This window comes from Paenibacillus sp. GXUN7292 (genome assembly GCF_050864975.1).
Lineage (GTDB): Bacteria > Bacillota > Bacilli > Paenibacillales > Paenibacillaceae > Pristimantibacillus.
Window position 1 is genome coordinate 16548 of record NZ_JBOZWO010000034.1, and the last position, 25488, is coordinate 42035.

A 25488-nucleotide genomic window follows, 5' to 3' on the forward strand; every position below is an offset into this window, starting at 1 on the left:
ATTTGGCGAAAAAAGGCTGATTAGAAATTGTAACGGTTGTGGGCAGCGCTATTTGTGAACTTTTGATAGTTTTGAGCTGCTTTTGAGGTAAATAAGACTTCTGACAACCGTTAAAATCTAGAAACTGGTGTTTTGGGCGTGTTAGTGCTTCTGACAACCGTTAGATTCTGAAATCTGATGTTTTGAGCGCAATAGCGCTGCTGGGAGACTGTAGATAGCGGTTGGAAGCTCAAACTTGATCGCAGTGCCCCTCTTGCCCATTATAATTACATTAATAATGGGAGCCGCATAGCGACTCCCATACTTAATAGCAGCGCTACAGCTCCGCAAGAGCCGTATCCAAATCCGCTATAATATCTTCGATATGCTCAAGGCCTACGGAGTAGCGGACAAGGCCGTCTGTGATGCCTCTGGCATAACGTTCCTCTCTGGTCATCGCAGCATGGGACATTCTCGCCGGATAGGACAGAATGCTCTCGACAGCACCAAGGCTTACAGCTACCAGCGGAATCTTCACACGATTGAGCATTTGAATCGCACGCTCGCCGCCGTCTACCTCAAAAGAAACTACTGCGCCATAGCCTGATGACTGCGACTCATGAATTTCGCGGCCCGGGTGATCCGCAAGTCCTGGATAATACACTCGGATTACTTTTGGATGCTGCTGCAAATATTCAGCCAGCTTTCGAGCGCTCTGCTCGCTTTGAACCATGCGGGCTTGCAGTGTCTTCATGCCGCGCATTAACATCCACGATTCATGCGCATTAAGCACAGCGCCAAACCCGTTTTGCAAAAACTTGAGCTGCTTAGCCAGCTTCGCATCCTTCGTTACAGCAAGTCCTGCCAGCACATCGCTATGGCCGCCTAGAAACTTGGTAGCGCTATGCAGCACGATATCAATGCCGAGCTCCAGCGGACGCTGATACAAAGGAGTCATAAACGTATTATCTATAATAGAAATCAAATCATTTTCTTTGGCCCAAACCGCAAGTTTCTTAATATCTGTAATCTGCAAGGTCGGGTTGGATGGCGACTCCATAAATATGGCCTTTGTGTTAGGCTGCAAAGCGGCCGTTACTTTGTCGAAATCCGTCATATCGACAAATGTCACTTCAACATTGAAACGATTGATGATGGCTGTCAAAAAACGATACGTTCCGCCATACACATCATCTGTAACAATAATATGATCGCCCGCCGAAAATAACAAAAATGTTGTGGAAATAGCCGCCATGCCGGAAGCAAATGCAAAGCCATCGGTTCCGCCTTCAAGCACGGCAATATATTGCTCAAGCGCTTCACGCGTCGGATTGCCGGAACGGCTGTAATCATATTTTTGCGATTCCTCTATACTTTTGTGATGAAAGGTAGTCGCTGCAAAAATCGGTACGCTCGCCGCGCCCGTCTGCGAATCAATTTCTGAGCCAAAATGAATCAAGCTCGTTTCAAAATGCTTTTTATTTTGACTCATCGTTAATTCCCCTCTTCAATTTCTGCTTTGGCTGCGGCCAAGGCTTGCTCCAAATCGGCGATTAGATCGTCAATATGCTCAATCCCTACAGAAAGGCGAAGCAGTTTTTCATCGACACCCACTCGTTGTCTTACTTCAAATGGAATATCGGCATGCGTCTGTACTCTTGGATACGTAAGCAAGGACTCCACTCCGCCCAGGCTCTCAGCAAAGGCGATTAGCTCCACATGACGCAGCACGGGCTCCACATAGCGCTCATCTTTTACTTTAAAAGAAAAAATGCCGGTATTTCCCGAAGATTGCTTCTGTTGAATATCATAGCCCGGATGATCCGGCAAGCCTGGATGAAACACCTTCTCGATCGCTGGATGCTCCTGCAAATAATGGGCAAGATCAAGAGCGTTGGATTGATGCCTTTCCATACGAAGCGCCAATGTCTTCATTCCGCGCATAAGCAGCCAGGAATCCTGCGGCCCGAGCACAGCGCCAATAGAATTATGAAGAAAAGCCATTTTATCCGAAAGTTCTTTGCCTTTCGTTATGATGAAGCCTGCCAGTACATCGTTATGTCCGCCCAAATATTTGGTGGCACTGTGAACGACAATATCTGCACCAAGTTCAATAGGACGCTGGAAGTAAGGCGTAAGCAAAGTATTGTCAACAATAGTCAGCAATTGATTAGCTTTGGCCCATGCACAAACCTTCTCCAGATCCGTAATCATCATTAACGGATTGGTTGGTGTTTCAATCAAAATAGCTTTTGTATTGCTTTGCAAATGCTTGCCCAGCTCATCAATATTATTCGTATCTGCGTAGGAAACCGTAACGCCAAAGCGTGACATGACTTGATCCAGCAAACGATACGTACCGCCATACAGATCAATAGAAACGATGAAATGATCTCCTTGGCTGAAGTAAGCAAAAACCGTTTGCAGGGCAGCCATGCCGGAGCTACAGGCAAAGCCTGCATCTCCCGCTTCCAATTCTGCAATCGCTGCTTCTAGAACAGATCTTGTCGGGCTCTTGGTGCGGGAATAATCAAAGCCCGTGCTTTGGCCCAGCTTTGGGTGGCGAAATGCTGTTGCATGATAGATAGGATAACTAACCGCGCCCGTATCCGGATCATTTTGCGAACCGATTTGTGCTAGCTTGCTTTCTATTTTCATGGTTTCTTCTCCCTCAAAATTATTTCTTTTTTTGTCCCAGCTCATAGGGTGTTATTTGATACACATAGTAGTTCAGCCAGTTAGAAAATAGCAGGTTAGCATGCGCACGCCAAGTGGAACGCGGTGCATGATCCGGATTATTGCCAGGGTAATAATTACACGGCAGCTGAATATCCATTCCCTTTGCAATATCACGATCATATTCTGCTTTAAGAGAGTTTGGATCATACTCTGAATGTCCAGTTACAAAAATTTGTTTTCCATCCTTCGTCGCTACAATATAAACGCCAGAATCTGCAGATTCCGATAATATTTCAAGATTTTCGATCTTCTCAATATCTTCACGCAGCACCTCAGTATGTCTGGATTGCGGCACGAAGAACATTTCGTCAAAGCCGCGCAGCAAATTAACATTGCTTTTTTCAACCGTATGAGGATATACGCCGAATATTTTTTGCTTCAAATCGTATTTAGGCACATTGTAGTGATGGTAAAGTCCAGCCTGTGCAGCCCAACAAATATGGAAGGTGGAAGTGACATGCTCCACGCTCCAGTTCATGATTTCCTGAAGCTCTTCCCAGTAAGTGACTTGCTCGAACGGCAAATGCTCAACAGGCGCTCCTGTAATAATCATGCCGTCAAAAAATTCATCCTTCACTTCGTCGAATGTTTTGTAAAAAGTCTCCAGATGCTCCGCAGGCGTATTTTTGGATGTATGGGTTTTAGGGTGCAAAAGTACAAACTCGACCTGCAACGGCGTATTGCCAAGCAAACGCAACAGCTGAGTTTCGGTTGTTTCTTTTGTAGGCATAATATTTAGTATCGCAATCCGCAGCGGCCGAATATCTTGATGGTAGGCCACACTTTCATCCATTACAAAAATGTTCTCTTCATTCAATATTTCTTTTGCAGGCAAATGATCCGGAATTTTAATCGGCATTGCTATCCCTCCTAATAATTAATTATCTATGTCAAATAATTAAAAAGACCTTTCTCTCGGAGAAAGGTCGTACGCTCAACTGTATCAGCAAACGCCTCTCTCATCTCTCAGAAGCTTACGCTTCCGCAAGAATTAGCACCGTACATTACATGCCGGTTGCCGGGCTTCATAGGGCTAGTCCCTCCGCCTGCTCTTGATAAGAAAGTAGTCTATTTAATTATGATAAAACAAATCGCATTACGTATCTGGCAAGACATATAAGCTCGATAAGATTGCAACTTATTCAGCCTTATATTTTAAGATACATCCACTTTAATCTATATTGGCTCTATAGTCAAGATGTTCACCGTAGTATGACATTTTGTCTTGAATGTTAAGCTGTGGCAGGAGTATACTAAACAAGGATTACGACATTATATCATTAAAAGGAGTGACAGCCGCCATGGAAGGGGACCGACCAAAGCCCAGCAATTATTTTCAAATCTTATGCCGGTTTCATGCTAGCCGCTTGTTGTCGTTTGCTTTTCTTGACGTGTCACTCCGTATAGATACGGATATGCGAGCGTCATGAACATTAAGCAATGATCAATCATTCGGCTACGTGCATGCAGCAGCCGGCAGTCTATTTTCCCCAGCGTAAGGAGAGACTGCGATGAAAATACGTCTAGTTAAAGAAGGTGTCTTCACACCTATTGAAGAAATCGAACAAACACTTATTGCACCAGCTGATGGATTTTATTGGATTGATGCAGCGCTTGAGGATTTAACCGTTTTACAGCCTTTATTCGGCATTCATGATCTTGCCGTTGAGGATTGCTTAAACGATGAAGAGCAGCGTCCTAAATTTGAAGTTTATGACGATCATTATTTTATTGTAATGAATAGTATCCGTTTTGATGATGAAGAAATATTTTTGCGCGCGCTCAACATCTTTTTGGGAAAGCACTATATTATTACGGTAACAAGCCAAAAAATAAACGAGCTCAGACTGCTTAAGCCTAGACTGTGGGAGCAAGAGGTGCATAGTCCGGATTATTTCCTCTATCATCTATTCGATTTGGTTGTCGATAACTACTTCCTTGTCGGTGACCGAATTGACTCCAAGCTTGAAAAGCTGGAAGAGGACATTCTGATTCATCCGAAGAAAAATCATTTGATTGAGCTTATCGGTTTGCGCGGTGAAATTTTGTGGGTTAAAAAAATGCTTGGCCCGCAGCGCGAAGTGATCGGCACGATCAACAAAAGAGACTTAAAGCTGATTGATGATCAGCTGCAAAAATATTTTGGCGACGTTTATGAAAATGCGATTAAAGTTTCTGAGTCCTTTGAGACCTATCGCGATTTGACCGGAAACTTGCGAGAAGCTTATCAATCCGGACTATCCGCGCGCGCCAATGAAATTATGCGTGTCTTTACAGCAATTACGACCATTTTCATGCCGCTTACCTTTATTACTGGTATATATGGGATGAACTTTGATTTTATTCCACTCATGCATTTGAAGCAGGGCTCCTATATTTTGATCGGTATAATGGCCTTGCTCGGTCTGGTCATGTTTTATATTTTTCGCAAGAAGGAATGGCTCTAGACGGCCATTCCTTTTTTTTGATGAAATGAGCAACTTTCGCTATAATAAAGGAAGTAAATGATGACGAGGCCGTTTTTTATTGGCTGCTTGCCATGAAGGAGGTATTACTGCGCGTGAATATGAGTCAGTTAGAAACGCTCCTCACCATATCGAAAACGATGAGCTTTCGCAAAGCAGGCGAATTGCTCAATTTAACTCAGCCAGCAGTATCTGCCCAAATAAAAAGCTTGGAGGACGAATTCGGCACGATACTCATTAATCGAAGCCAGCCTGTAACGTTAACGGATCATGGCCAAGTTTTTTTAGAGCATGCTGAACAAATATTGCGTATTACGGAAGAACTGAAGCAGAAGCTTTCGGATCTAAACCATACACCGCAAGGACATATATTGCTTGGTACTACATCTTCAATAGCGATTCAGCTATTGCCGCGGGTCTTATCCTATTTTCAAAATCAATTCCCATTAATTAAAACAACGATACATACCATGCCATCTTCACAAGTCATGGCAAGCCTCGAGAATGGCTCTGTCGATGTTGGCATAACATACTTAACAGAGCGAAATCAGCAGATTTCGGCTTCTATTCTGTACTATGACACGTTTGAGCTTGTTGTATCGCCGGATCATCCAATGGCAAACCTAACACATACGACTATTGACAAGCTAAAGGATTTGCCGATGATTATGCTTGGTCCCGATACGCTTGGCAGACGTTTTTTGGACCGGCTGCTTAACGAGTACCATGTTCAACCGAACATCGTTATGGAGCTGTCCAGCAGTGAAGAAGTAAAGCGCATGGTAGAAATTAATTTAGGCGCAGCAGTCATCTCCAAATTATCAATTTTAAATGAAATCAGGCGCGGGTCATTAAAGATGATCAAGGTTCCTGAGCTGGAAAAAACACATCCCGTCGGGGTTGTTTATAAATCAGGCAGATATTTGAATACAGCCATGCAGCAGTTTTTAAGCGATCTGAAGGGCATGCCTGAGCACCAATTTATTAGCAGTGAATAGCTGCAAGGAGGAGTACGAGCGATGAAATTTGATTTGCACACCCACCATATCCGATGCGGGCACGCCGTAGGTTCGATAGAAGATTATATTCAAGCAGCAATTGCTACCGGTCTTCAGGTTATTGGCATTTCTGACCATTCCCCTTACTTTTATCACGAAAAGGATCAGCCCTTTTCTAACATCGCGATGGCAAGAAGCGACTTTCCTAATTATGTGGCCGAGGTTTTGCAATTAAAAGACAAATATAAAGATAAAATTGAAGTATTGCTAGGTATTGAATCAGATTTTTTCCCTGATCATCTGGATGCATACAAAGCGGCTTATGCTTCTGTTCCATTTGACTATATTATCGGCTCTGTCCATCAAGTAAAAGGCGTAAGCATTTTTAATAAAAATCGCTGGAAGCATCTTTCTGATAAAGAGCTGATCGAGGAAAAAAGAGAATATTATGACTTGATTGGACAGTCGGCGCGAAGCGGCATGTTTGATATACTAGGGCATATTGATGCCATGAAAGGCTATTATCCTGCTTTTTCCGATATCCCTGCACAGGATGCCGTTGACGACGCACTTCGCACGATAGCGGAATGTGGTGTTGCAATAGAAATTAATACATCGGGAAGCACTAAGGATGCTGGCGGCTGGTATCCTTCGAACGATATTCTTGAGCGTGCTCATTATTTTGGCGTTCAAGTATCATTTGGATCTGATTCCCATACGCCTGAGAGGCTTGCCGAGGATTTTGAACAGGTGGCAGCAGTTCTTAAGCAAATTGGCTATAAGCAGTGGGTATTCTATCGCAAAAGAAAGCGGATTGTTGTACCGTTGTAATTTCACTGTTAATCCACAGTGCACTAACCGTTCTGGCACAAAATAAAAAAAAGGGACCTGCAGAGTGCAGGTCCTAAAGCTATATATATTCAAAAGGGGGTCTATCTGTATAATAGCCTAATGATGTAATAGAGCGATAACAGAAACATTTCATTTGTGTAACAAATTATTAGTTTTCATTAAGTGCCAAACATTTCTTTTTCCAATCAATACCCTCTTTCACTTACTTACTTTTTTTGCGTACCTATGTTACAATAAATATACAATAAGCGGGGTGATTCGGTTGGATTATTCGACAATGTGCCCGAAGTATGAAGCTGCGGCTGATATTTTAGGAAAAAAATGGACAGGTAAAATTATTCGCGTCTTGCTTGGGGGACCTAAGCGATTTAAAGATATGAAGGAGCAAATTCCCGAAATGAGCGACAAGATGCTCACGGATCGCATGAAGGAATTAGAGTGCCAAGGTATCGTCAATCGCCACGTCTATCCTGAAATGCCTGTACGCATCGAATACGAGCTAACCCCTAAGGGCGAGGCTCTGCAGCCTGTAATAGAATCCATTCAAGCCTGGGGCGAGCATTGGCTCTAACCATAAAGATAAAAGAGGAGGCGCAAGCCTCCTCTTTTATTTATGATCTTAGAACGGGAAAAACACAGGAAGCAAAGCAACCATAGCTACACCAAGCAAAATTTGTACGGGCAAGCCAACCTTAATGAAATCCATAAAGGTATATTTCCCTGCTGTCATTACGAGCGCATTAGGCGGTGTTGAAAACGGTACTGCAAAGCAGATGCTTGCCGCTAATGAGACGGCGAACAGATATGGAATCGGGCTGACACCCATTTGCAGGGCAGCTGATAAAGCAATCGGTGCGAAAAGTACCGCACATGCCGTATTGCTAATAAATAATGTCAAAGTAGACGTTGCAAAATAGATGCCTGCCAGCAATACAAGCGGCCCCATGCTTCCTAAGCTGTTCACGAGATTAGTGGACAGCAGTTCGGCTGCTCCTGTATTTTCGATCGCAATCGACATCGGGATCATGCCCCCGATTAAGACGATGCTCTCCCAATTAATTGTTTTATAGGCTTCCTCCATGCTTCTTAAGCAGCCGGTTGCCACCATTAATACAGCCGCTATCAAGACTGAAATTACCGCAGGAAAAATATCCAGTATCATCAAAACTACCATCAGAATCATAATCGCACCAGCCAGCGGAGCTTTATGATTAATAGGCACCGAAGCTGCCGCTTCCAAAGGCTGGCCGACAACTACGACATCCTCCTGCTCCTGGGACAAGCGGGCGATATTGCTCCAAGCACCTTGAACGAGCAGCGCATCGCCAAAACGGATTTTTTCATCTTTAAGCTGATGCAGCACATATTCGCCTTTACGCTGAATGCCTAAAATATTAATGTTGAATCGCTCTCGAAACCCCGTCTGTTTAATCAACTGATTAATATGTCTGGAGCTTGGAGGGAACAGCACCTCTGCAATGCCTATTTCTGCAGATGCAAAGTGCTCCGTTGACTGGTCAGCGACTCTTTCAATAGCCTGATGATCCATAATTTCCAGCTGGTTTTCTTGAGCAAATCTTTCTACATTTTCAAACGTCCCATTCACATATAATATATCGTCTGCTTCAATTATCGTTTTAGGTCCTGCCACTTCCTGGCTAATCGTTTTGAAAAAAGGGTTTTTATGCGACGTTTTTCTTCTGATCTCACTCAAGCTGATGCAATAACGGTCTGTCATTTGCAGCTCTTGCAGCTGCTTGGACAAAATGGGGGAGTGCTCTGTAACCTGAACGCGGTATAGATTTTGCGACAAGCTGTACTGGGCAGCTAGCTCCTTCAATGTACGGCTTTTCTCCTTCTTGCCCGCGCCGCTTTTGTTATTGGACGGCAGTACATATTTGCTAAGAAGAACGATCAGCACTGTACCAATAACAAGACATACGATTCCAATTGGAGAAAATGAGAAAAAAGAAAGCTCAGCAACTCCTGCATTCGATAGAGTTTCGCGTATAACCATATTAGGCGGTGTTCCGATCAATGTAAGCGTTCCGCCCAGACTGCTTGCAAAAGCTAACGGCATCAGAAGCTTTCCAGGGTTTACATCAGCGCTCATCGCTAAGCTGACTACGATAGGCAGCATCACCGCAACTGTACCTGTGTTGCTGACAAATGCTCCAATAAATGAAGTCGCAAGCATAACTGTTATTAGCAGCTTTGTCTCGCTTTTGCCTGACATCTTGAGCAGTTGACCGCTAACCTTCTTAGCCAGTCCAGTATGAAAAATGCCTCCTCCAACGATAAACAAGCCGACCATCATAATAACTACGGAGTTGGCGAAACCAGACAATGCTTCTGCCGGCTTCAAAATATCAAATAATACGAGCAAAATTAGGGCACAAATCGCAACCAAATCGGAACGAATCTTACCGCTCATAAATAGTCCCGCTGCAATAACTAATATTGTAAGTGTTATGATCATATCCGTACTCATAAGCAGCCTCACCATCTTCTTAATCTTCCACCGCTGCTAGCAAGCGGGTATTAGTTGTTAGTTAGCTTAGCATACCAGCATAATCGTTCATGTGATATTTGACACAGCTCATCATTTTGACTGTCAATTCATTGCAGTTAAAAACTTATACTTTCTTATATCTTAAAAAAAGACTGCTCGATAGCAGCCAGCGTGCAGCTACTGTCGAAACAGCCTTTAATGTGCATATCCTTGGATCTTAACTTACATGCCAAGCCATTTCTTGAACAAATGCTTCGTAGTATCCTTATTTATAGCAGCGATTGAAGTTGTCAAAGGAATGCCCTTCGGACAAGAGCGTACGCAGTTCTGCGAGTTGCCGCAGCCTTCAATACCGCCGTCTGTCATCAACGCATCCAGACGCTCTTCCTTGTTCATCTCACCTGTAGGGTGAGCATTGAACAAGCGAACTTGAGAAATAGCAGCTGGACCAATGAAGCTGTTGCGATCGTTAACGTTAGGGCATGACTCTAGACAAACACCGCAAGTCATACATTTGGAAAGCTCATAAGCCCATTGACGCTTCGATTCAGCCATACGAGGTCCAGGACCAAGATCATACGTACCGTCGATTGGAATCCACGCTTTAACGCGCTTCAATGCGGTAAACATACGCTCACGGTCAATAACAAGGTCACGAACGACCGGGAATGTTTTCATCGGCTCAAGGCGGATTGGCTGCTCCAGCTTATCGATCAGCGCGCTGCACGCCTGACGCGGCTTGCCATTGATAACCATTGAACATGCGCCGCACACTTCTTCCAAACAGTTGGATTCCCAGCATACAGGAGCTGTCTTGGAACCGTCCGCTTTTTGGGGATTACGCTGAATTTCCATAAGACCGCTAATAACGTTCATATTAGGACGGTAAGGAATTTCAAATTCTTCCGTATATGAATTGGAATCCGGCTTGTCCTGACGAGTAATGATAAACTTAACTGTTTTGTTAGCAACTGTAGTTTGAGCCATCTTTATTCTCCTTTCTTCTTATCTGTCTTCTCTTCTGTCTTCTTATCTGTTGAGTAATCACGTTTACGAGGCTTGATCAAGCTGACGTCAATATCCTCATAAGAAATTTTCGGACCTTCAGCCGTCCACGTTGCAATTGTTGACTTCATAAATTCATCATCGTTACGCTCAGGGAAATCTGGCTTGTAGTGAGCGCCTCGGCTCTCATTACGCAGAAGAGCTCCCATTGTCATCGCCTCAGCAAGCTCAAGCATATTCCAAAGCTGACGCGTGAAAGCTACGCCTGAGTTATTCCACATTGCTGTATCGTTAATGTTGATGTTGTTATAGCGCTGCTTCAACTCTTTAATTTTGTGAATCGTTTGCTCAAGCTTGTCATTAAAACGAACAACTGTCATATTGTTCGTCATCCACTCGCCAAGCTCTTTGTGGATAACATAAGCGTTCTCAGTACCGTTCATTGCTCTAATGCGCTCATATTTGTCAGTTTGACGTTTAGTCTCACGATCAAATACGGAAGAAGCAATATCTTCAGCTGACTTTTTAAGGCCGCGAATATATTCAACAGCTTTAGGGCCGGCAACCATACCGCCAAAAATAGCGGATAGCAAGGAGTTGGCTCCCAGACGGTTAGCGCCATGGTATTGGTAATCGCACTCGCCTGCAGCAAACAATCCAGGAATGTTCGTCATTTGGTTATAATCTACCCACATGCCGCCCATGGAATAGTGAACCGCTGGGAATATCTTCATTGGAATTTTACGAGGGTCATCGCCCATAAACTTCTCATAAATTTCAATGATGCCGCCAAGCTTAACATCAAGCTCCTTCGGATCCTTATGAGAAAGATCAAGATAAACCATGTTTTCGCCGTTGATGCCAAGCTTCTGATCCACGCATACGCTGAAAATTTCACGAGTAGCAATATCGCGCGGAACAAGGTTTCCGTATGCCGGGTATTTTTCCTCTAGGAAATACCATGGCTTGCCGTCCTTATAAGTCCATATACGGCCGCCTTCACCGCGAGCCGATTCTGACATTAGACGAAGCTTATCGTCGCCCGGAATTGCTGTCGGGTGAATTTGAATAAACTCGCCATTCGCATAGTTAACGCCCTGTTGGTAAACAGCACTCGCAGCTGTACCCGTATTTATAACGGAGTTCGTCGTTTTACCAAAAATAATACCAGGACCGCCGGATGCAAGGATAACTGCATCACCACGAACGGTTTTGATCTCCATGGAGCGTAAATCCTGCGCAGATACACCGCGGCAAACGCCGTCATCATCAATAACCGCGCCTAGAAATTCGAAATGCTCATATTTATTAACAAGTCCTGCTGCTTCCCAGCGGCGAACCTGCTCATCCAAAGCATACAGCAGCTGCTGGCCTGTTGTAGCGCCGGCAAAAGCAGTACGGTGATATTGCGTTCCGCCAAAACGACGGAAATCAAGCAAGCCTTCAGATGTACGGCTAAACATAACGCCCATTCTGTCCATAAGGTGAATTATGCCTGGCGCCGCGTCGCACATCGCCTTTACAGGCGGCTGGTTGGCAAGAAAGTCCCCGCCATATACCGTGTCATCGAAATGCTCCCATGGCGAATCGCCTTCACCCTTCGTATTAACTGCGCCGTTAATACCGCCCTGGGCACATACGGAGTGGGAACGCTTTACCGGAACAAGGGAGAACAGATCCACATGTACGCCGGCTTCTGCTGCTTTAATAGTCGCCATTAGACCAGCAAGACCGCCGCCAACGACGATAATTTTATTTTTTGCCATTACGTATCGCTCCTTGTCTTCAAAAACTAACCAAGATTGCTTAAAGCTAATGCAGCGCTTGCCGCTTCTTTAAACTCGTCGCCTCTAAATGCAACAAGCGATAGCAAGAAAAATGCTGCTACAACTACAAATACGCCCATGCAAATATAGGAAGAGATGCGTTGTGCTTTCGGTCCTACTGTAATGCCCCAGCTAACTAAGAAAGCCCACAGACCATTAGCAAAGTGGAACACAGCAGCTAGCACACCGATTACATAGAATACAAAATAAAGCGGATTATTCGCAATGAGATTCATTGTTGAGCCTAATTCCTCATGAGTAATTTGACCCAAGTACACTTGAATACGAGTCTGGTATACATGCCAGAATACAAATACAAATGTAATAACTCCTGTTACACGCTGTGCGGTAAACGCCCAGTTGCGCCCGTATTGAAACCTTCCTAGATTTGAATTCGACTGGTAAGCGACGTACAAGCCATAAATACCATGAAACAATAAAGGAAGATAGATGCCGAAGATTTCGAGCAACGGCAATACAGGCATGCTGTTAATAAGATTAACAGCTTTGCTGAACCCTTCGGGTCCGCGTTCAAAAGCCTGATAGTTCGCAAGGCCGTGAACGACGATAAACCCGCCCAGCGGAATAATTCCGAGCAGCGAGTGCAGCTTGCGTGAGAAATACGAATTACCTTTCATTTCCTGTTTTCTCCTTTCAATTCTGTACCTACGCATTCTTTAGTTGAAGTTGAAACAACAGCATGCCAAATAGATTGACTATGCAGCTGCTTCGTGTTTCCAAGAGTTTTGTAGGTAAAACGTTCAGCCACTCTTGGAATTTGTACAAACCATGTTTCATTGTACCCCCAGCATGTACCAGCGTCAACAAAAGCGACACATTTTTGCCATACTTCCATCCTACCCCTTTTCAGCTTATAATGGAATTGCTTATTAATTATAATAAGTTATAACAAAAATGCATAAGGAGCTGCACAAGATGATCGATGAGCTGCAAATTTTTGCTGTAATTGTTGAGCAATCCAGTATGAATAAAGCTGCAGCAATACTGAATATTTCACAGCCGGCATTATCAAGACGCTTGGCCAAGCTGGAGCAGGACATAGGAGTAGAGCTCTTCAAGCGCGTCGGCAAGCGGCTGGAGCTTACAAGAGTAGGACGGCTTACTTACGAGTATGCAACTCAAATCCGCCAGCTTCATCGTCAATATCTGCAAACCGTTTCAGAGTTTATGGAGACTAGCCGTTCTACGATGACGATCGGGGCAAGCCTGACAACGCTGCAAACGACTTTGCCTGATCTTATACAAACGATTACTTTAGCTTATCCTGAGATAGAAATTAAAGCCGTTACAGGAAAAACACATGAAATCGTTTCTCTTGTCCGCGAGCACAAAGCAGATATTGGCGTGGTGGCAACGAGCATTGACGATTCGACCCTGCATTGCACACCATTATTTGACGACCATTTGCTGCTTGTCCATCCCCGCAATCAAATGACGATCAGCAAAGGCGAGCTCGGAATCGAAGATTTAAACGGCATGCCGATGATTTTATTTTCCAAAGGGACCTGGTATCGCATTTTAACCGACGAGCTGTTTGAGAAATACCACTTGGCGCCAGACGTGCGGATGGAAATCGACTCATTTGAAGCGATTCTCCGTTTAATGCATACTTGCCGGGCTGCTACCCTGCTCCCCAAATCGTATATGCGCCAGCAGCTTCTGCTTGATAACGAGCTAGCTATTGTTTCTATTAAAGAACTGGAGGAAACGAAACGAACGACATCGCTTATTCATCCAGATCCAGCTACTCTAGATCCTTCCGTTCAGCTTTGGATCAAGCAAATCGCAGCCATCTACCCCGCTGCGAATCAATCGGCTGACACATTTATCGAGTCATAAATAATTATTGCCATTTGTATGCTTACATATGACTGGCTTTCACGCAGTTTACCGTATTAATTTGAAGTAACGGGCCAGAATGCGAGCTGCATGATATTGGATCAAAGCAGGAATGATATGATAAGGTAGAGATTGACAGGAGACTGCCGATTCTTTTGGTAAAACATTGGTAAGCAATAAGCAAGGGAAGCGGAGAGCAGGATTGGGACTTGAGAAGCGGCAGCGTCCGCCTTTGTAAGCCAATTTAAACCTTTACGGGGTTTAAATCATCAGAAAATGGGCCCTTCTGCAATGAATCGGCAGTCTCGACAAGTGCATGCACAATTAGAAATGCAGAGGTGACAGTATGAACGAAATGATTAAAGCGAATGAATGGAAAAAATTCGTAATAGCTGCTATCTTATTTTGTCTTGTTTTTATATGGCTTGAGCTGATGCCGCTTTTTTCGGCAACGAGCTCCCATGAATATGGAGGCAAAACGATTGAAAAGGAAGCAGCTGAGCAGACAGCGATCCAGTTTGTAGAAAAGCAAACCGGTTATACCGTTTCTGATGCCAAGACGATTCATCAAGCAAACAAGCTTTTTATAGGCTATTTATCCAAAGAAAAGCTTACTGAATCCTATGACAAGCAATTTGATCGTTTGTTCCCAAACGACTATTTTCAAGTCAATTTCAAATTAGCTGATACTAAGGGCAGCGGACTAGTTAACATACATATGTTTAGCGGGCAAATTGTCGGCTGGGAATTTTATGTGGGCAGCACGCAGCAGACGGTCAATGAGCAGCTGCAAAAAGAAGCGATATCCGCTGAGCTTGCCAAGTATCAATTTTCACAAGACCAGATTAACAGCCTGAAGCTGCTGCCAAAAGGCGAGTGGAGCAGCCCTGCGCCTGTTTTTAAAATCGGCGAAGCAAGCATGAATATTAAAGCAATGGCGCAGCAAATTGGCGATAAAATCGTTGTAACGAAATATTCTTCTCAATTCACTCCGCCGCCGGATTATAAAAACTATGTTGCAAAGCAGGATTCACTTGCTGGCTTACTGACCGGCTTTGGCTATCTCGGCATGAGTATCGTGCTGTTTATTCTGGCTATTATTTATGCCGTTCTTTATCGTCATTACACTTCCTTTAAATATGGTTCTATTTTGACTTTCATATTTTTGATTGTCTATATTGTAATGAACGTCAATATGCTTGATGCCGTCATGGCTTCGCAGGGAGCTGGCATCCCGACGAATGGCATTAAAATATTTACCCTCGTAATTACACTGGTGCTCAGCCTGGCGATGGCAGCTTCGGTCTATATATCGATAGTGGCAGGCGATGGCTTATGGAAGGCGCAGGGACGCAATCTATGGCCTCGGCTGGGCCAGGCAGGCTATGGACAGTATGTATGGCGCAGCATGGGCCTATCCTACTTATTCGCCATTATAATGCTGGGCCTGCAGCCAATCATCTTTCTATTGCTTGAAAAAGTAATCGGCACTTGGAGCACAACGGATGTCAGCATGTCACCTTATAATATGAGCGCGCTATGGCTAATGCCTGTTCTAGCCTGGGCGGCTGCCATTTCAGAGGAAGCGGTGTTCCGATTTTTTGGAATCGGCATTTTCCGCAGATGGTTTAAAAACTCTTTCTCGGCAGCACTGCTGCCTACCTTGTTTTGGGCGCTCGGTCATGTCACCTATCCGTTCTATCCTGCAACGACAAGACTGTTCGAGCTAATGATTATCGGCTTGCTGTTCAGCTTTATTTTCGTAAGGTACGGCTTTATAACGGCTATGTTCACCCATGCTATATTCAACACTGTAGCAGTAAGCAGCTCGTTATTTATGACAGGCACTGCCGACAATATTGTATCTGCCGTCTTCTTCTTAGTGCTCCCTGTTATTATTGCCTATGTGCTTAAAATATGGGATCGAAAAAAGGCTGCGGCAGCGCCTATACCGAACAACTATACTTGATAGCGGAATTTCCGGTTAATTTTGAGCAGCATTTAGAAAAGTATAGATCGGCTGTATTCGGCGGACTGGTTCAAGTTCGCCGGATAATTCCGCGCCATATGTTAATGCAAGAAAGTCATCAGCTATCACTGATAAGTTTCTCGCATTAACACATGTATACTAAAACCGTCCAGCATCCGTAACTTTGTATCCGTTTCTAGCAGGTTTCTTTGTAGTCAAATAACCGGCTGATAACAGTAGGACAATAAGAAATAAAAACAAATGCTTAATTGAAACCAATTGACCGACAAAATTTCCCGTGAGCCATTTAAAAAGTAAACCTGCAAAAATATTAAATCCTGTTACAAGAAGTGCCATAACGCTACCTCCGAACACTGCTTTCATATAGTGATTCAGCATCATTATCTCCCCGTTCAAACGTTATTCTTCAAATGATAAATTAGATGGTTCGTCAAGTATTTTAAAATCAAACTCCAAATTGGTTGTAGGAACACTCGTATCAACTTCTTCAAATTGGAAGCTGTCTACCCACACTTTTCCAGATCCCATTAACAAAACTCCAATAGAAATGGTTGCGCTTTTCTCAGGAATATCCAAAACAATCGCATAATGATTCCAATTTGTATTACCGATAATTTTTCGATTATTCATATTATCGAACTGAAGAACATCGGAATAACTATTATCTACACGCATCCAAAGACCGCAAAACGCCGTAACATCGCTTGTCCTCACAAAACCTGAGAATTTCATCCTGCGTCCTACAAATTTTTCTGCGTTGAATTGCTGCATTAACGTTGCAAATGAATCCGCATCTTGCGGGCATATAGCTCTCAAAAAACCAGAAGATTTACCGAGATGAACAATATCTCGATCTATACCTATTTCATACTCATGAGGATGACTTCCACTCAAAAACCAATCCTTTATAGGTGAACTTGTATGCATAGCATTCTCTCCTTTTATGATTTCATTATGTAAACGAAATATGCTGCGGTATCGCCCCGGCGGCATCCCATATATTTTTTTGAATGCTCGCGTAAATGCTTCCTGACTTTCAAAGTGACAGTCCAAGGATATATTAAGAATAGATTCCTCAGTATGCAAAAGTAATCGAGAGGCTTGGCACAATCGGCGGTTTCGCAAATAATCTCCAATATTCATGCCGACAGTACTACGAAACAAACGATGGAAATGAAAGGCGGAAAATCCAACGTGAGCGGCTATCTCCTCCAACGTCATTTTATAAGTAAGACGATTCTCCATGTATTGAATAGCCCTTTGAACAGAATCTTTATCATGCATCCTACACCCTCCTTTATTGACAGAATAACAAATTCATAAGTTATTTATTTGATTATTTTTGCTAAAATCAAACTGCAAGATATTAAAAATAGCCCACGCTAATTAGCGTGGACTATTTTAATAAAAGCATAGACTCTGTCGAAATCGTCTCGCATCCGTTGAACAATGCGAAATTTTGGAAACAATTGTTTAGAGCTGTTCGCAATTGCTTTGTTGACTTTATGCCGTTTTTCGTACCAGATATTTTTAACAACAAGCGTCCCGGCTTTACGCTCCGCTATAACCTCAGCACGTCCTATTAGGCTTTCTCCGTATAATAAAGGCAACACATAATAGCCGAATTTCCGTTTGTTTGCAGGCGTATAAATCTCCCAGGTGTAATCAAAGCCAAATAATTCGTTGATCAATTTTCTGTCCCATATGAAATTATCCAGTGGGGCAATCAACTCGCAGCGCAAATTCGGCACCGGATTTTGCAAGACGGCTTCAATAAGCGGCAAATCCTCCGTGCGGCAGTAAAGCATGTCCTTCATTTGGTCCACAGCAACAGCAACAATGCGTGCTTCATGAAGCAGTTGGCGGAAAACCTCATTGCGCTGTTCCGCTTTCAATCCCCCTATGTTCAGCCAGGCATCGGATGCACGATTCCATAAAAGGCCAACAGCGCCGATTCGACGCAGCACAAACATCGATAGGATCGTATTGAATGCAGCTGGCCTGCCGCACAAAATCCAATGCTCCCTGCTTTCCGGTAAATTTATATTCGCCCAGCAGCCCGTGCTTCAATAACAGAAATTGCCGTGCCTGGCGGTTCGTCAATTGAATCATATACGCATCGGCTCCTTAAAAACAAACATATGTTACTAAGCTAAAAAATGATACCTCTCAGTCGATCACTCAGTTATGGCATGCTCTACTGCATAATCTTCAAGCCGAATATCTACCTGTTGATTCATGGCTAGCTTGGCTAGCTGCTCGCCAAGAAATGGTCCCATTGTTAATCCTGATGACCCTAGCCCATTAGCAACGATTAGTTTGTTCCATCCTTGAACTCTTCCCAGTACGGGAAGAAAATCTGCAGTAAATGGACGGAACCCTACTCTTATCTCATTGAGGCTACAATCCGCAAGACCAGAAGCCGTTTGGAGGCCTTTATTTAATATTTCTTGCAAGCCGCCTGCTGTTACAGAAATATCATATCCTTCTACGTCATTTTCATGAGTAGCACCTATCACGATACGCCCGTCAGCAAATGCAAGCAAATATTGATCTGAAGGCGGGATTACAACAGGCCATTGCTCTGTGCTGACTTTGTCTGCAAGTTGCAAATGCATAATTTGAGCCTTTTGATAATGCACCTGGATCATGATTCCCAGCGGGTGAAGCAAAGCATTGGACCAGGCGCCAGCGCATACAATCACCTCATCAGCTGTGAATGTTTGATGTGCTACTCTAACACTCGTAATTTCAAAATTATTTTGCTCTAGAATAGCATCTCCCACAATCATCTGCGCACCGTTACGCTGTGCTGCTCTTAGTAAAGCATTTCTCAATTCACGCCCATCCACTCTAGCAGCACCTGACACATGAAGAGCTTGATATCCCTCTGACAACAATGGAAACTTTTGCTTCGCTTCAAGATCACTCAGTATCGTAAGTTCACCTATTTCAGGGGCATCCTCTCTGCGAAGCTCCGCTCTTTCTTTCATCGCAACTAATTTTTTCAGATCATTATGAATGCATATCGCGCCTACTTTTGCATATCCCGTTTTGTCTTCTCCAGCCTCCTCTAGCTCCTGAATAAGAGAAGGATAAAAACTTGCTCCTGCTTTAGCAAGACGATACCATGCTTTGTTTCTGCGTTGTGATAACCATGGACAAATTATCCCGGCTGCCGCATCAGTTGCTTGTCCTGCATCTTTACGATCTATAATTATGACTTTAGCACCTAGCTTGCTTAACTGATAAGCCGCTGAAGCCCCTAAAATCCCGGCACCAATTACAATAACCTTTTTCACATCCGAATTCCTTTCTGACCTTATTTCAGCATATCGCCCATAAGACCTTTGAAGAAAAATTGAATAAAGCGTTCTTCGGAAATGACAGCATGATCAGAACGGTCAGTCTCTTGGAATTGGTTCATCGCTTTCTGGTACATATTGAAATAAAAAAGCAATTCCTCTTCCCTCAAGCCCTCTGCCATATACTGCTCTTCCATCCCACGCTGAATAAGCTTCAGCAAAAACGGAATGAACTTCATCTCCAGAAAACGATCGACTCTCTCCTTCATTGCTTCAATATCAGCAGATTGCTTCATGTAGTCATTCATGATCTTAAAAAATTTCATTTCCTCCGTCATTACCGTATACATGAGCTTGGGGTAAGGCAGTTGGCCTTCTAATAAATGCTCATATCTCTTCAACTGCTCCTCCATCATTTCGCCGATAGCTTCAAATAACAGCTCATCCTTGCTCCCGAAATAATTGTAAATGGATACTTGAGATACGCTTGCTTCCTTGGCTATCTCTTTAATCGTTGCTGTATGAAACCTGTCATAGTTCAGCTTCTCTTTTGTTATGGCTAATATAAGCTGTTTCTTCTGTTCCGTTCGTCTCTCAAATCCGTTCAATTGCGGTCACCCCCCACTATCCAACTTTAATTTTAAAAGATCGTGATGTCAAATTTCAAAACTATATAGCGAATCGTATAAAGTTGAGCTATAATAAGTTTTGAAATATCATATGTTTAAATTTCAAAACTAGGAGGCGCAACATGAAAACACTGTACAATCAAAACACGGGGTATTGGTATCCTCGTCTTACGTTATTCACGTTAGAGACGATTATTTTGGCCATTGCTGGCTGGCTGCTTTTTTTTGATGGAGCGGAGGTTTTAAATGCTGTATTTCATTGGAACTTAACGAATGGTGATCCCGGACGGAATTTGCTTCTATTCATCCTGATATTAATCGTTTTTGTTCGGATGAAATTTACGATGTTTTTTCTTTTAAAAAGACCTATGCCATGGGCGGAGGCTTTTAGTGTTCCGACGGCTTTTTCATTGTATTATATCGTTATTCCTCTTCTCAGCTTGTTCCATAACAAGCCGTTGAACGGATGGGACATTGTATTTGTCATCATCTTCGTCATAGGTTCATTCTTTAATTCGCATGCCGAATGGCTTCGTCATCTATGGAAACAAAATCCGGAGCATAAAGGAAAACTGTATACAGGCGGCTACTTCCGCTATTCGATCCATATTAACTATTTCGGCGATATGCTATGGGTGCTTGCGATGGCGCTAGTCGCATGGAACGCTTGGGCATTGCTCGTGCCTCTATGGTTGTTCTGTTTCTTCGCGTTCTATAATATTCCGATGCTGGATAAGCATCTTGCTGAAAAGTATGGCGATGATTTCGAACGTTACCGTAAAAAAACAAAAACATTTATTCCTTATATCTATTAACTGTAAATAAAATAAACGGCTCCGCCTTCCTTCGCTTAGGCGAAGACGGCGCGTTTATCCAAAAATATAGGAGATAAAAAGTAACAAAATCATATACTTACCTATATTTCAAGGATAAACGGCTTCGCTGTCCTTCGGAAAGGCGCGTTTAAAAAAATAAAACGCCTAACGGCGTCCTTAACTAGTTATTTTTATATACAAAAAAGATCCCCACAGCCCGAACACTTTCTTCTAAGTGTCCAGGCTATGGGCTCTAGTGCAAACCATATGATCATCTCCAAACGGCAGCAATCGCCAGAGCGTATAAACGAGATAAAAAATCATTCGGATGGTTAATATGATTGCCTGTCAAATCGGAATATTTCTTGCGTTCGAGCAGCTGTGTATGGAGTCTGGTCATATCGACGATTACGCAGCCCTGTTTCTCCATTTGCTGCAAAACAGCTGCATATTCAGCTTGTTTCCCGTTAAAAAAAGTTTCCGGATTCGCTAGCATTGGAGAAACCAGAATAAACTCTGCTTGTGGATTAGCTTTCTTAATGGTGTCCATAATCAAAGAAATATTCGCCGCAAACTCTTTAGCAGACCTGCCCGAGGTTCCATCATTCATGCCAAATGCGATAGTAGTTAAATCAGGAACTGTATCAGCAACTTGATTAGCATGCTCAACACCCCAATCCGACTGCATGCCGCCTTTGGATAAGTTGACATAATCAACGTTAATCCCATATTGTTCGCCCATTTGCCAAGACAAAAGCTCCGCCCAAGACGGCATATATGGCGATGCATCTGCCTTGCCGCTTGCGTTGGCTCCTTGGGCGATGCTGTCACCATAAACGGCGAGCCTCACAGGCGCCCCTTCATAGAAGAGCAAGATTGGGAATGGAGAAGCGGCAGCGTCCGCCTTTGTAGGCCAATTTTATCCTTTTCAGGGGTTATTGCTTATTGCCCTATCCACAATGAATCGACACCCTTCTAAGCTTCGTTACAGTTAAAATTAGGCTATTTTCGTTGAAATAGAGCTTGTCAGCTTTGTTAGAAAAAGTATGCAAAGAAGAATGGACAAGGCGATCTGGGAAGCTAAATGCATTTTATGCATCTAAATCCCCTTTTTTTACCGTTATAAAGATTCTAAATGTATTTCATGCATCTAGTTTCATTGAAAAACCATCTATATTGCGAAATGCGCCAAACTAAATGTAGTTTTTCCCTTTAGAATCACAAAAATGCCAAATTTCTCAAAACTAAGCGCAGGAAATGCAGTTAGCTAGAAAACGTACAAGAGTTACGGTTGTTCAGGTGCCGGCTCTTCATTCAGCGCTGCCAATATGCGGCTGGCCAGTTCCTCGCCAATTGATACTGCTTTGAAATCCTCCACAGAAGCTTCCTTCATCTTCTTCATCGAGCCAAAATGCTTCAGCAGCGCATTTCTCCGCTTCTCTCCGATACCCGGAATACTGTCGAGCTTCGACTCGATCATCGATTTGGCGCGCTGCGCACGGTGGAACGTAATCGCAAAGCGATGGACTTCATCCTGAATGCGCTGCAGCAAATAGAACTCCTGGCTGTCGCGCGGCAGTGGCACAATCTCCGCTGGATCGCCAGTCATAAGCTGGGCTGTCTTATGCTTCTCATCTTTCACTAGCCCGCATACCGGTATAAATAACCCAAGCTCATTTTCGAGCACATCGATCGCAGCAGATATTTGCCCCTTCCCTCCATCGACTACAATCAAGTCTGGACGCTGCAAATTCTCCTTCAACACACGCTCGTATCTGCGCCTGACGACTTCCCGCATCGTCTCATAGTCATCCGGGCCTTGCACCGTTTTCACTTTAAACTTGCGGTATTCCTTGCGATCCGGCTTGCCGTCCGTAAATACGACCATGGCCGAAACTGGATTCGTTCCTTGAATATTGGAGTTGTCAAATGCTTCGATCCGCGATGCCGACTCGATTCCAAGCCACTCGGCAAGCGAATCAGAAGCTTTCACGCTGCGCTCCTCATCGCGCTCGATCAAACGGAACTTCTCGTCGAGCATCAGCTTGGCATTTTGCTGGGCCATCGATACGACCTCGCTTTTACGCCCGCGCTGCGGCATATGCACCTTCACCTTGAGCCAGCTTTGCAGCGCTGCGACAACCTCATCCTCCTGTTCTTCTTCAGGAGGGAGCGGCAGTAAAATTTGCTTCGGTACTGCCGGGTTTTCGCTATAATATTGCGTTACGAAAGTAATGAAATCATCATATTCCTGCCCATAATAGGGAAATGTAGTACCATGACGCTCAATCAGCTTGCCTGAGCGCATATATAAAATTTGTACGCACATCCAGCCCTTGTCCACCGCATAACCGAAAATATCGCGATCAAGCGCATCGGACATCGTAATCTTTTGCTTTTGCATAATAGCGTCGATCGCCAGCATCTGGTCTCGAAATTCCTTTGCCTGCTCGAACTCCAGCTGCTCTGCCGCAGCCTCCATCTTACGCTGCAGCTCCTGCTTTACGACTTCCTGGCCGCCGTTGAGAAAACGTGTAATCTCTTGAATCATCGTATCGTATGATGCTTGCTCCACCTGAAATTCACATGGCGCTAGGCATTGGCCGATATGATAATATAAGCAAACCTTATCGGGTATCGTCTTGCATTTGCGCAGCGGATAAAGCCGGTCAAGCAGCTTTTTCGTCTGCTGCGCCGCATAAGCATTCGGATAAGGGCCAAAATATTTGCCCTTGTCCTTCAGCACTCTGCGTGTAACCTCAAGGCGCGGATGCTCTTCATTCGTTATTTTGATATAGGGAAAGGACTTGTCATCCTTCAACAATACATTGTAACGTGGCTGATGCTGCTTAATTAAATTGCACTCCAAAATTAAAGCTTCTATATTGCTTCCTGTTACAATGAACTCAAAATCGCGTATTTCAGATACAAGCTTTTGCGTTTTCGTATTATGGCTGCCAGTAAAGTAGGAGCGCACTCTGTTTTTGAGTACCTTTGCCTTGCCTACATATATAATGGTGCCTTCACTGTTTTTCATCAAGTAACAGCCAGGCTGGTCTGGTAAAATGGCAAGCTTATTTTGTATATGTCCATTATTAATCATTTTGTTCCGCCTCCGGCATTTACGATCCTATTATTAGTTTAACATACACAATTCGCAATTTGTCTTACATTTGTCACCTGCACCCGCTTTACAATCATTCTGATATTTGGGTATACTAATGTAAGCAATCGCTCTAGCAAGGAGGTCTTCATTATGGAAAACGTTAGAGATCCGCGCGAGCATTTTAACGAAGAACCACGTCATGACTTTTTGGATGTTGTGTTTGGCTTCGGCGGAATGCTTGCCTTTATGACGATTGTATTTGCAGCAGCAGTTATTGTGAAATTTATTATTTCCTAATTGCCTGCATCAATTGTTACTGGACAATTGTCTTCTCAAGAGGAAAGAGGCTGTCGCTTTCGATCTGATCGATGCGAGCAGCCTCTTTCTTTATTCCTTCTTCCTTGAACAGACGCGCATTCGTTACCTCATGATTCATTGCGTTATGCTTTGGACATGCCTCGTTTATTTTCGCCTGCAACCCTTACAACCTCAACATATGGCGCAATGCGATTCATAATCCGCTGACCCTTATGCAGCTCATCGCCATCTTTATTCGTAAAGCTGAAGTGCTTCTCCAGCGCTTCCAAGTCATAATTCGAAGTATAAAACGTCGGCTTACGTTCCATTCGGTAGTTTAAAATAGCACCCAGCACATGATCGCGCACCCATGGATTCAAATTTTCCGCGCCAATATCGTCAAATATGAGCAGGTCAGTCTCCTTCATCATCTCTACGGTTTCCTTCAGCTTGCCCGCATCATGCATGAGCGACTTCAAATCCTCAACGAAATCAGGCATATAAACGATAACACCAGAATATCCCGCTTCCGCAAGCTCGTGCAGCATATAACACATCAAATATGTTTTGCCCGTGCCAAATTGCCCTGAAAGATATAGGCCGCTCTGCTGCAAGCCTCGCTCCTTGGTCTTATGAATGTAACGCATAATTTGTCCGACGGAGTTGATGCGCTCGCCGTCTTTGGCCAAAATCTCCTCTGAAGAATACTGCCGGTTAAGAGCTTTCTCATCAATGTAAAAGCTGCGTATGCGGCTTCTAATCTGCTCTTCCTTTTGGCGGGCAATAAACTTCTTGCAGGCTACCTTGCGATCATATATTTGTACAAGCTCATTGACGTTATCTACGTGCAGCATCGTATAATGCCCTTCATAATCGTTCGGGCAAAGATCGAGCCCGGGACAATTCGAGCAGTTATGATATTCGGTTGTATGCTGATAAATCCGGTTTAAATTCAATTTGATAACTCGCTCATCCACTTCAGGATGCTTGAGCCGGAGCTTCTCGACAAGCGGATCGCCGAGCAGCTCTTTCAGCTTGCTATCCGCCTGCTCAGTTATCGAACGGCCTGCAGGCCAGCCCTTCAGCAAATCGCCCAGTGATTCCATCCTT

General features: G+C 43.8%; 25 protein-coding genes and 1 riboswitch. Of the genes, 8 read left to right on the forward strand and 17 right to left on the reverse strand.

The features are described from left to right. Positions 1-316 precede the first annotated feature (316 nt). From ACRRU2_RS21930 to metA, 3 genes are read right to left on the reverse strand one after another with little or no spacing between them, the layout of a single operon-like run. Positions 317-1471, reverse strand: a complete 1155-nt coding sequence (locus ACRRU2_RS21930; RefSeq protein ID WP_432505014.1) for a trans-sulfuration enzyme family protein — start codon at positions 1469-1471, stop codon at positions 317-319. A 2-nt stretch (positions 1472-1473) separates the two neighbouring features. Continuing rightward, positions 1474-2637: a PLP-dependent transferase gene (locus tag ACRRU2_RS21935; protein ID WP_331700867.1), complete on the reverse strand. Its 1164-nt coding sequence runs from the start codon at positions 2635-2637 to the stop codon at positions 1474-1476. A 19-nt stretch (positions 2638-2656) separates the two neighbouring features. Continuing rightward, a complete protein-coding gene (gene metA / locus ACRRU2_RS21940) occupies positions 2657-3577 on the reverse strand; it encodes a homoserine O-acetyltransferase MetA (RefSeq protein WP_331700868.1) in 921 nt (306 codons plus the stop codon). A gap of 97 nt (positions 3578-3674) precedes the next feature. Beyond that, positions 3675-3780, reverse strand: a riboswitch (SAM riboswitch). A 449-nt stretch (positions 3781-4229) separates the two neighbouring features. On the opposite strand from metA, the gene corA reads away from it, so the two are divergent. From corA to ACRRU2_RS21960, 4 genes are all read left to right on the forward strand, one after another. Continuing rightward, positions 4230-5165, forward strand: a complete 936-nt coding sequence (corA, locus tag ACRRU2_RS21945) for a magnesium/cobalt transporter CorA (RefSeq protein WP_331700869.1) — start codon at positions 4230-4232, stop codon at positions 5163-5165. Positions 5166-5278: 113 nt separating this feature from the next. Beyond that, positions 5279-6181 (forward strand): LysR family transcriptional regulator, encoded by a 903-nt coding sequence (locus tag ACRRU2_RS21950; RefSeq protein ID WP_331700916.1) that lies wholly within the window; start codon positions 5279-5281, stop codon positions 6179-6181. A 21-nt stretch (positions 6182-6202) separates the two neighbouring features. Next, on the forward strand, positions 6203-7012 hold the full coding sequence (locus tag ACRRU2_RS21955) for a histidinol-phosphatase (protein WP_331700870.1): 810 nt from the start codon (positions 6203-6205) through the stop codon (positions 7010-7012). Between the two features lie 283 nt (positions 7013-7295). Then, positions 7296-7604, forward strand: a complete 309-nt coding sequence (locus tag ACRRU2_RS21960; RefSeq protein WP_331700871.1) for a winged helix-turn-helix transcriptional regulator — start codon at positions 7296-7298, stop codon at positions 7602-7604. Positions 7605-7652: 48 nt separating this feature from the next. Here the strand turns inward: ACRRU2_RS21960 and ACRRU2_RS21965 are convergent, their stop codons facing one another. The 5 genes from ACRRU2_RS21965 to ACRRU2_RS21985 all read right to left on the reverse strand — a co-directional run bounded on the left by ACRRU2_RS21965 (position 7653) and on the right by ACRRU2_RS21985 (position 13232). Continuing rightward, complete coding sequence (locus tag ACRRU2_RS21965) at positions 7653-9524, reverse strand: SLC13 family permease (RefSeq protein WP_432505018.1); 1872 nt, start codon at positions 9522-9524, stop codon at positions 7653-7655. Positions 9525-9767: 243 nt separating this feature from the next. After that, positions 9768-10532, reverse strand: coding sequence for a succinate dehydrogenase iron-sulfur subunit (sdhB, locus tag ACRRU2_RS21970; protein WP_331700873.1), 765 nt, complete (start codon positions 10530-10532; stop codon positions 9768-9770). Between the two features lie 2 nt (positions 10533-10534). Further along, positions 10535-12316 carry a succinate dehydrogenase flavoprotein subunit gene (gene sdhA, locus ACRRU2_RS21975; RefSeq protein ID WP_331700874.1) on the reverse strand — a complete coding sequence of 594 codons (1782 nt, stop codon included), beginning with the start codon at positions 12314-12316 and terminating at the stop codon, positions 10535-10537. 26 nt (positions 12317-12342) lie between these two features. Next, positions 12343-13014, reverse strand: coding sequence for a succinate dehydrogenase cytochrome b558 subunit (locus tag ACRRU2_RS21980; RefSeq protein ID WP_331700875.1), 672 nt, complete (start codon positions 13012-13014; stop codon positions 12343-12345). Continuing rightward, positions 13011-13232, reverse strand: a complete 222-nt coding sequence (locus ACRRU2_RS21985) for a hypothetical protein (RefSeq protein ID WP_432505021.1) — start codon at positions 13230-13232, stop codon at positions 13011-13013. The genes ACRRU2_RS21980 and ACRRU2_RS21985 overlap by 4 nt, the downstream gene beginning before the upstream one ends. Positions 13233-13312: 80 nt before the next feature. On the opposite strand from ACRRU2_RS21985, the gene ACRRU2_RS21990 reads away from it, so the two are divergent. Beyond that, positions 13313-14236, forward strand: coding sequence for a LysR family transcriptional regulator (locus ACRRU2_RS21990; protein ID WP_331700877.1), 924 nt, complete (start codon positions 13313-13315; stop codon positions 14234-14236). A 346-nt stretch (positions 14237-14582) separates the two neighbouring features. After that, positions 14583-16205: a CPBP family intramembrane glutamic endopeptidase gene (locus ACRRU2_RS21995; protein WP_432505023.1), complete on the forward strand. Its 1623-nt coding sequence runs from the start codon at positions 14583-14585 to the stop codon at positions 16203-16205. A 159-nt stretch (positions 16206-16364) separates the two neighbouring features. Here ACRRU2_RS21995 and ACRRU2_RS22000 read toward each other — a convergent pair whose 3' ends face one another. The 5 genes from ACRRU2_RS22000 to ACRRU2_RS22020 all read right to left on the reverse strand — a co-directional run bounded on the left by ACRRU2_RS22000 (position 16365) and on the right by ACRRU2_RS22020 (position 20139). Continuing rightward, a complete protein-coding gene (locus tag ACRRU2_RS22000; protein ID WP_432505025.1) occupies positions 16365-16562 on the reverse strand; it encodes a hypothetical protein in 198 nt (65 codons plus the stop codon). A 63-nt stretch (positions 16563-16625) separates the two neighbouring features. Beyond that, positions 16626-17510, reverse strand: coding sequence for an AraC family transcriptional regulator (locus ACRRU2_RS22005; RefSeq protein WP_331700880.1), 885 nt, complete (start codon positions 17508-17510; stop codon positions 16626-16628). Positions 17511-17608: 98 nt separating this feature from the next. Then, a complete protein-coding gene (locus tag ACRRU2_RS22010) occupies positions 17609-18238 on the reverse strand; it encodes a DNA glycosylase AlkZ-like family protein (RefSeq protein WP_432505027.1) in 630 nt (209 codons plus the stop codon). A 165-nt stretch (positions 18239-18403) separates the two neighbouring features. Continuing rightward, positions 18404-19528 (reverse strand): NAD(P)/FAD-dependent oxidoreductase, encoded by a 1125-nt coding sequence (locus ACRRU2_RS22015; RefSeq protein ID WP_432505029.1) that lies wholly within the window; start codon positions 19526-19528, stop codon positions 18404-18406. 20 nt (positions 19529-19548) lie between these two features. Next, a complete protein-coding gene (locus ACRRU2_RS22020) occupies positions 19549-20139 on the reverse strand; it encodes a TetR/AcrR family transcriptional regulator (RefSeq protein ID WP_331700883.1) in 591 nt (196 codons plus the stop codon). Positions 20140-20282: 143 nt separating this feature from the next. Between ACRRU2_RS22020 and ACRRU2_RS22025 the strand changes: the two genes are divergently transcribed. Then, complete coding sequence (locus tag ACRRU2_RS22025; protein WP_331700884.1) at positions 20283-20975, forward strand: DUF1295 domain-containing protein; 693 nt, start codon at positions 20283-20285, stop codon at positions 20973-20975. A gap of 271 nt (positions 20976-21246) precedes the next feature. On the opposite strand, the gene ACRRU2_RS22030 is transcribed toward ACRRU2_RS22025, so the two are convergent. Together ACRRU2_RS22030 and uvrC are read right to left on the reverse strand one after the other, a co-directional pair. Continuing rightward, positions 21247-21825, reverse strand: coding sequence for an SGNH/GDSL hydrolase family protein (locus tag ACRRU2_RS22030; protein ID WP_432505032.1), 579 nt, complete (start codon positions 21823-21825; stop codon positions 21247-21249). Between the two features lie 435 nt (positions 21826-22260). Beyond that, positions 22261-24078 (reverse strand): excinuclease ABC subunit UvrC, encoded by a 1818-nt coding sequence (gene uvrC, locus ACRRU2_RS22035; RefSeq protein WP_331700887.1) that lies wholly within the window; start codon positions 24076-24078, stop codon positions 22261-22263. A gap of 153 nt (positions 24079-24231) precedes the next feature. On the opposite strand from uvrC, the gene ACRRU2_RS22040 reads away from it, so the two are divergent. Further along, positions 24232-24378: a YqzM family protein gene (locus ACRRU2_RS22040; RefSeq protein WP_331700888.1), complete on the forward strand. Its 147-nt coding sequence runs from the start codon at positions 24232-24234 to the stop codon at positions 24376-24378. A gap of 16 nt (positions 24379-24394) precedes the next feature. Here the strand turns inward: ACRRU2_RS22040 and ACRRU2_RS22045 are convergent, their stop codons facing one another. Both ACRRU2_RS22045 and dnaI read right to left on the reverse strand, forming a co-directional pair. Beyond that, positions 24395-24517 carry a hypothetical protein gene (locus ACRRU2_RS22045; RefSeq protein ID WP_432505034.1) on the reverse strand — a complete coding sequence of 41 codons (123 nt, stop codon included), beginning with the start codon at positions 24515-24517 and terminating at the stop codon, positions 24395-24397. A 4-nt stretch (positions 24518-24521) separates the two neighbouring features. Then, entirely contained in the window at positions 24522-25484 is a 963-nt protein-coding gene (dnaI, locus tag ACRRU2_RS22050; RefSeq protein ID WP_432505036.1) for a primosomal protein DnaI, read from the reverse strand. Between the last annotated feature and the right edge of the window lie 4 nt (positions 25485-25488).

Bases quoted from the DNA above. Each gene is read 5' to 3' on its own strand.
- ACRRU2_RS21955 (WP_331700870.1), top strand. From the start codon at position 6,203: ATGAAATTTGATTTGCACACCCACCATATCCGATGCGGGCACGCCGTA.
- ACRRU2_RS21930 (WP_432505014.1), bottom strand. From the start codon at position 1,471: ATGAGTCAAAATAAAAAGCATTTTGAAACGAGCTTGATTCATTTTGGC.
- ACRRU2_RS21965 (WP_432505018.1), bottom strand. From the start codon at position 9,524: ATGAGTACGGATATGATCATAACACTTACAATATTAGTTATTGCAGCG.
- ACRRU2_RS22040 (WP_331700888.1), top strand. From the start codon at position 24,232: ATGGAAAACGTTAGAGATCCGCGCGAGCATTTTAACGAAGAACCACGT.
- ACRRU2_RS21980 (WP_331700875.1), bottom strand. From the start codon at position 13,014: ATGAAAGGTAATTCGTATTTCTCACGCAAGCTGCACTCGCTGCTCGGA.
- sdhA (WP_331700874.1), bottom strand. From the start codon at position 12,316: ATGGCAAAAAATAAAATTATCGTCGTTGGCGGCGGTCTTGCTGGTCTA.
- ACRRU2_RS22045 (WP_432505034.1), bottom strand. From the start codon at position 24,517: ATGAATCATGAGGTAACGAATGCGCGTCTGTTCAAGGAAGAAGGAATA.
- ACRRU2_RS22000 (WP_432505025.1), bottom strand. From the start codon at position 16,562: ATGGCACTTCTTGTAACAGGATTTAATATTTTTGCAGGTTTACTTTTT.
- ACRRU2_RS21995 (WP_432505023.1), top strand. From the start codon at position 14,583: ATGAACGAAATGATTAAAGCGAATGAATGGAAAAAATTCGTAATAGCT.
- uvrC (WP_331700887.1), bottom strand. From the start codon at position 24,078: ATGATTAATAATGGACATATACAAAATAAGCTTGCCATTTTACCAGAC.
- ACRRU2_RS22025 (WP_331700884.1), top strand. From the start codon at position 20,283: ATGAAAACACTGTACAATCAAAACACGGGGTATTGGTATCCTCGTCTT.
- sdhB (WP_331700873.1), bottom strand. From the start codon at position 10,532: ATGGCTCAAACTACAGTTGCTAACAAAACAGTTAAGTTTATCATTACT.
- dnaI (WP_432505036.1), bottom strand. From the start codon at position 25,484: ATGGAATCACTGGGCGATTTGCTGAAGGGCTGGCCTGCAGGCCGTTCG.
- ACRRU2_RS21935 (WP_331700867.1), bottom strand. From the start codon at position 2,637: ATGAAAATAGAAAGCAAGCTAGCACAAATCGGTTCGCAAAATGATCCG.
- metA (WP_331700868.1), bottom strand. From the start codon at position 3,577: ATGCCGATTAAAATTCCGGATCATTTGCCTGCAAAAGAAATATTGAAT.
- corA (WP_331700869.1), top strand. From the start codon at position 4,230: ATGAAAATACGTCTAGTTAAAGAAGGTGTCTTCACACCTATTGAAGAA.
- ACRRU2_RS21990 (WP_331700877.1), top strand. From the start codon at position 13,313: ATGATCGATGAGCTGCAAATTTTTGCTGTAATTGTTGAGCAATCCAGT.
- ACRRU2_RS22005 (WP_331700880.1), bottom strand. From the start codon at position 17,510: ATGCATGATAAAGATTCTGTTCAAAGGGCTATTCAATACATGGAGAAT.
- ACRRU2_RS21985 (WP_432505021.1), bottom strand. From the start codon at position 13,232: ATGGAAGTATGGCAAAAATGTGTCGCTTTTGTTGACGCTGGTACATGC.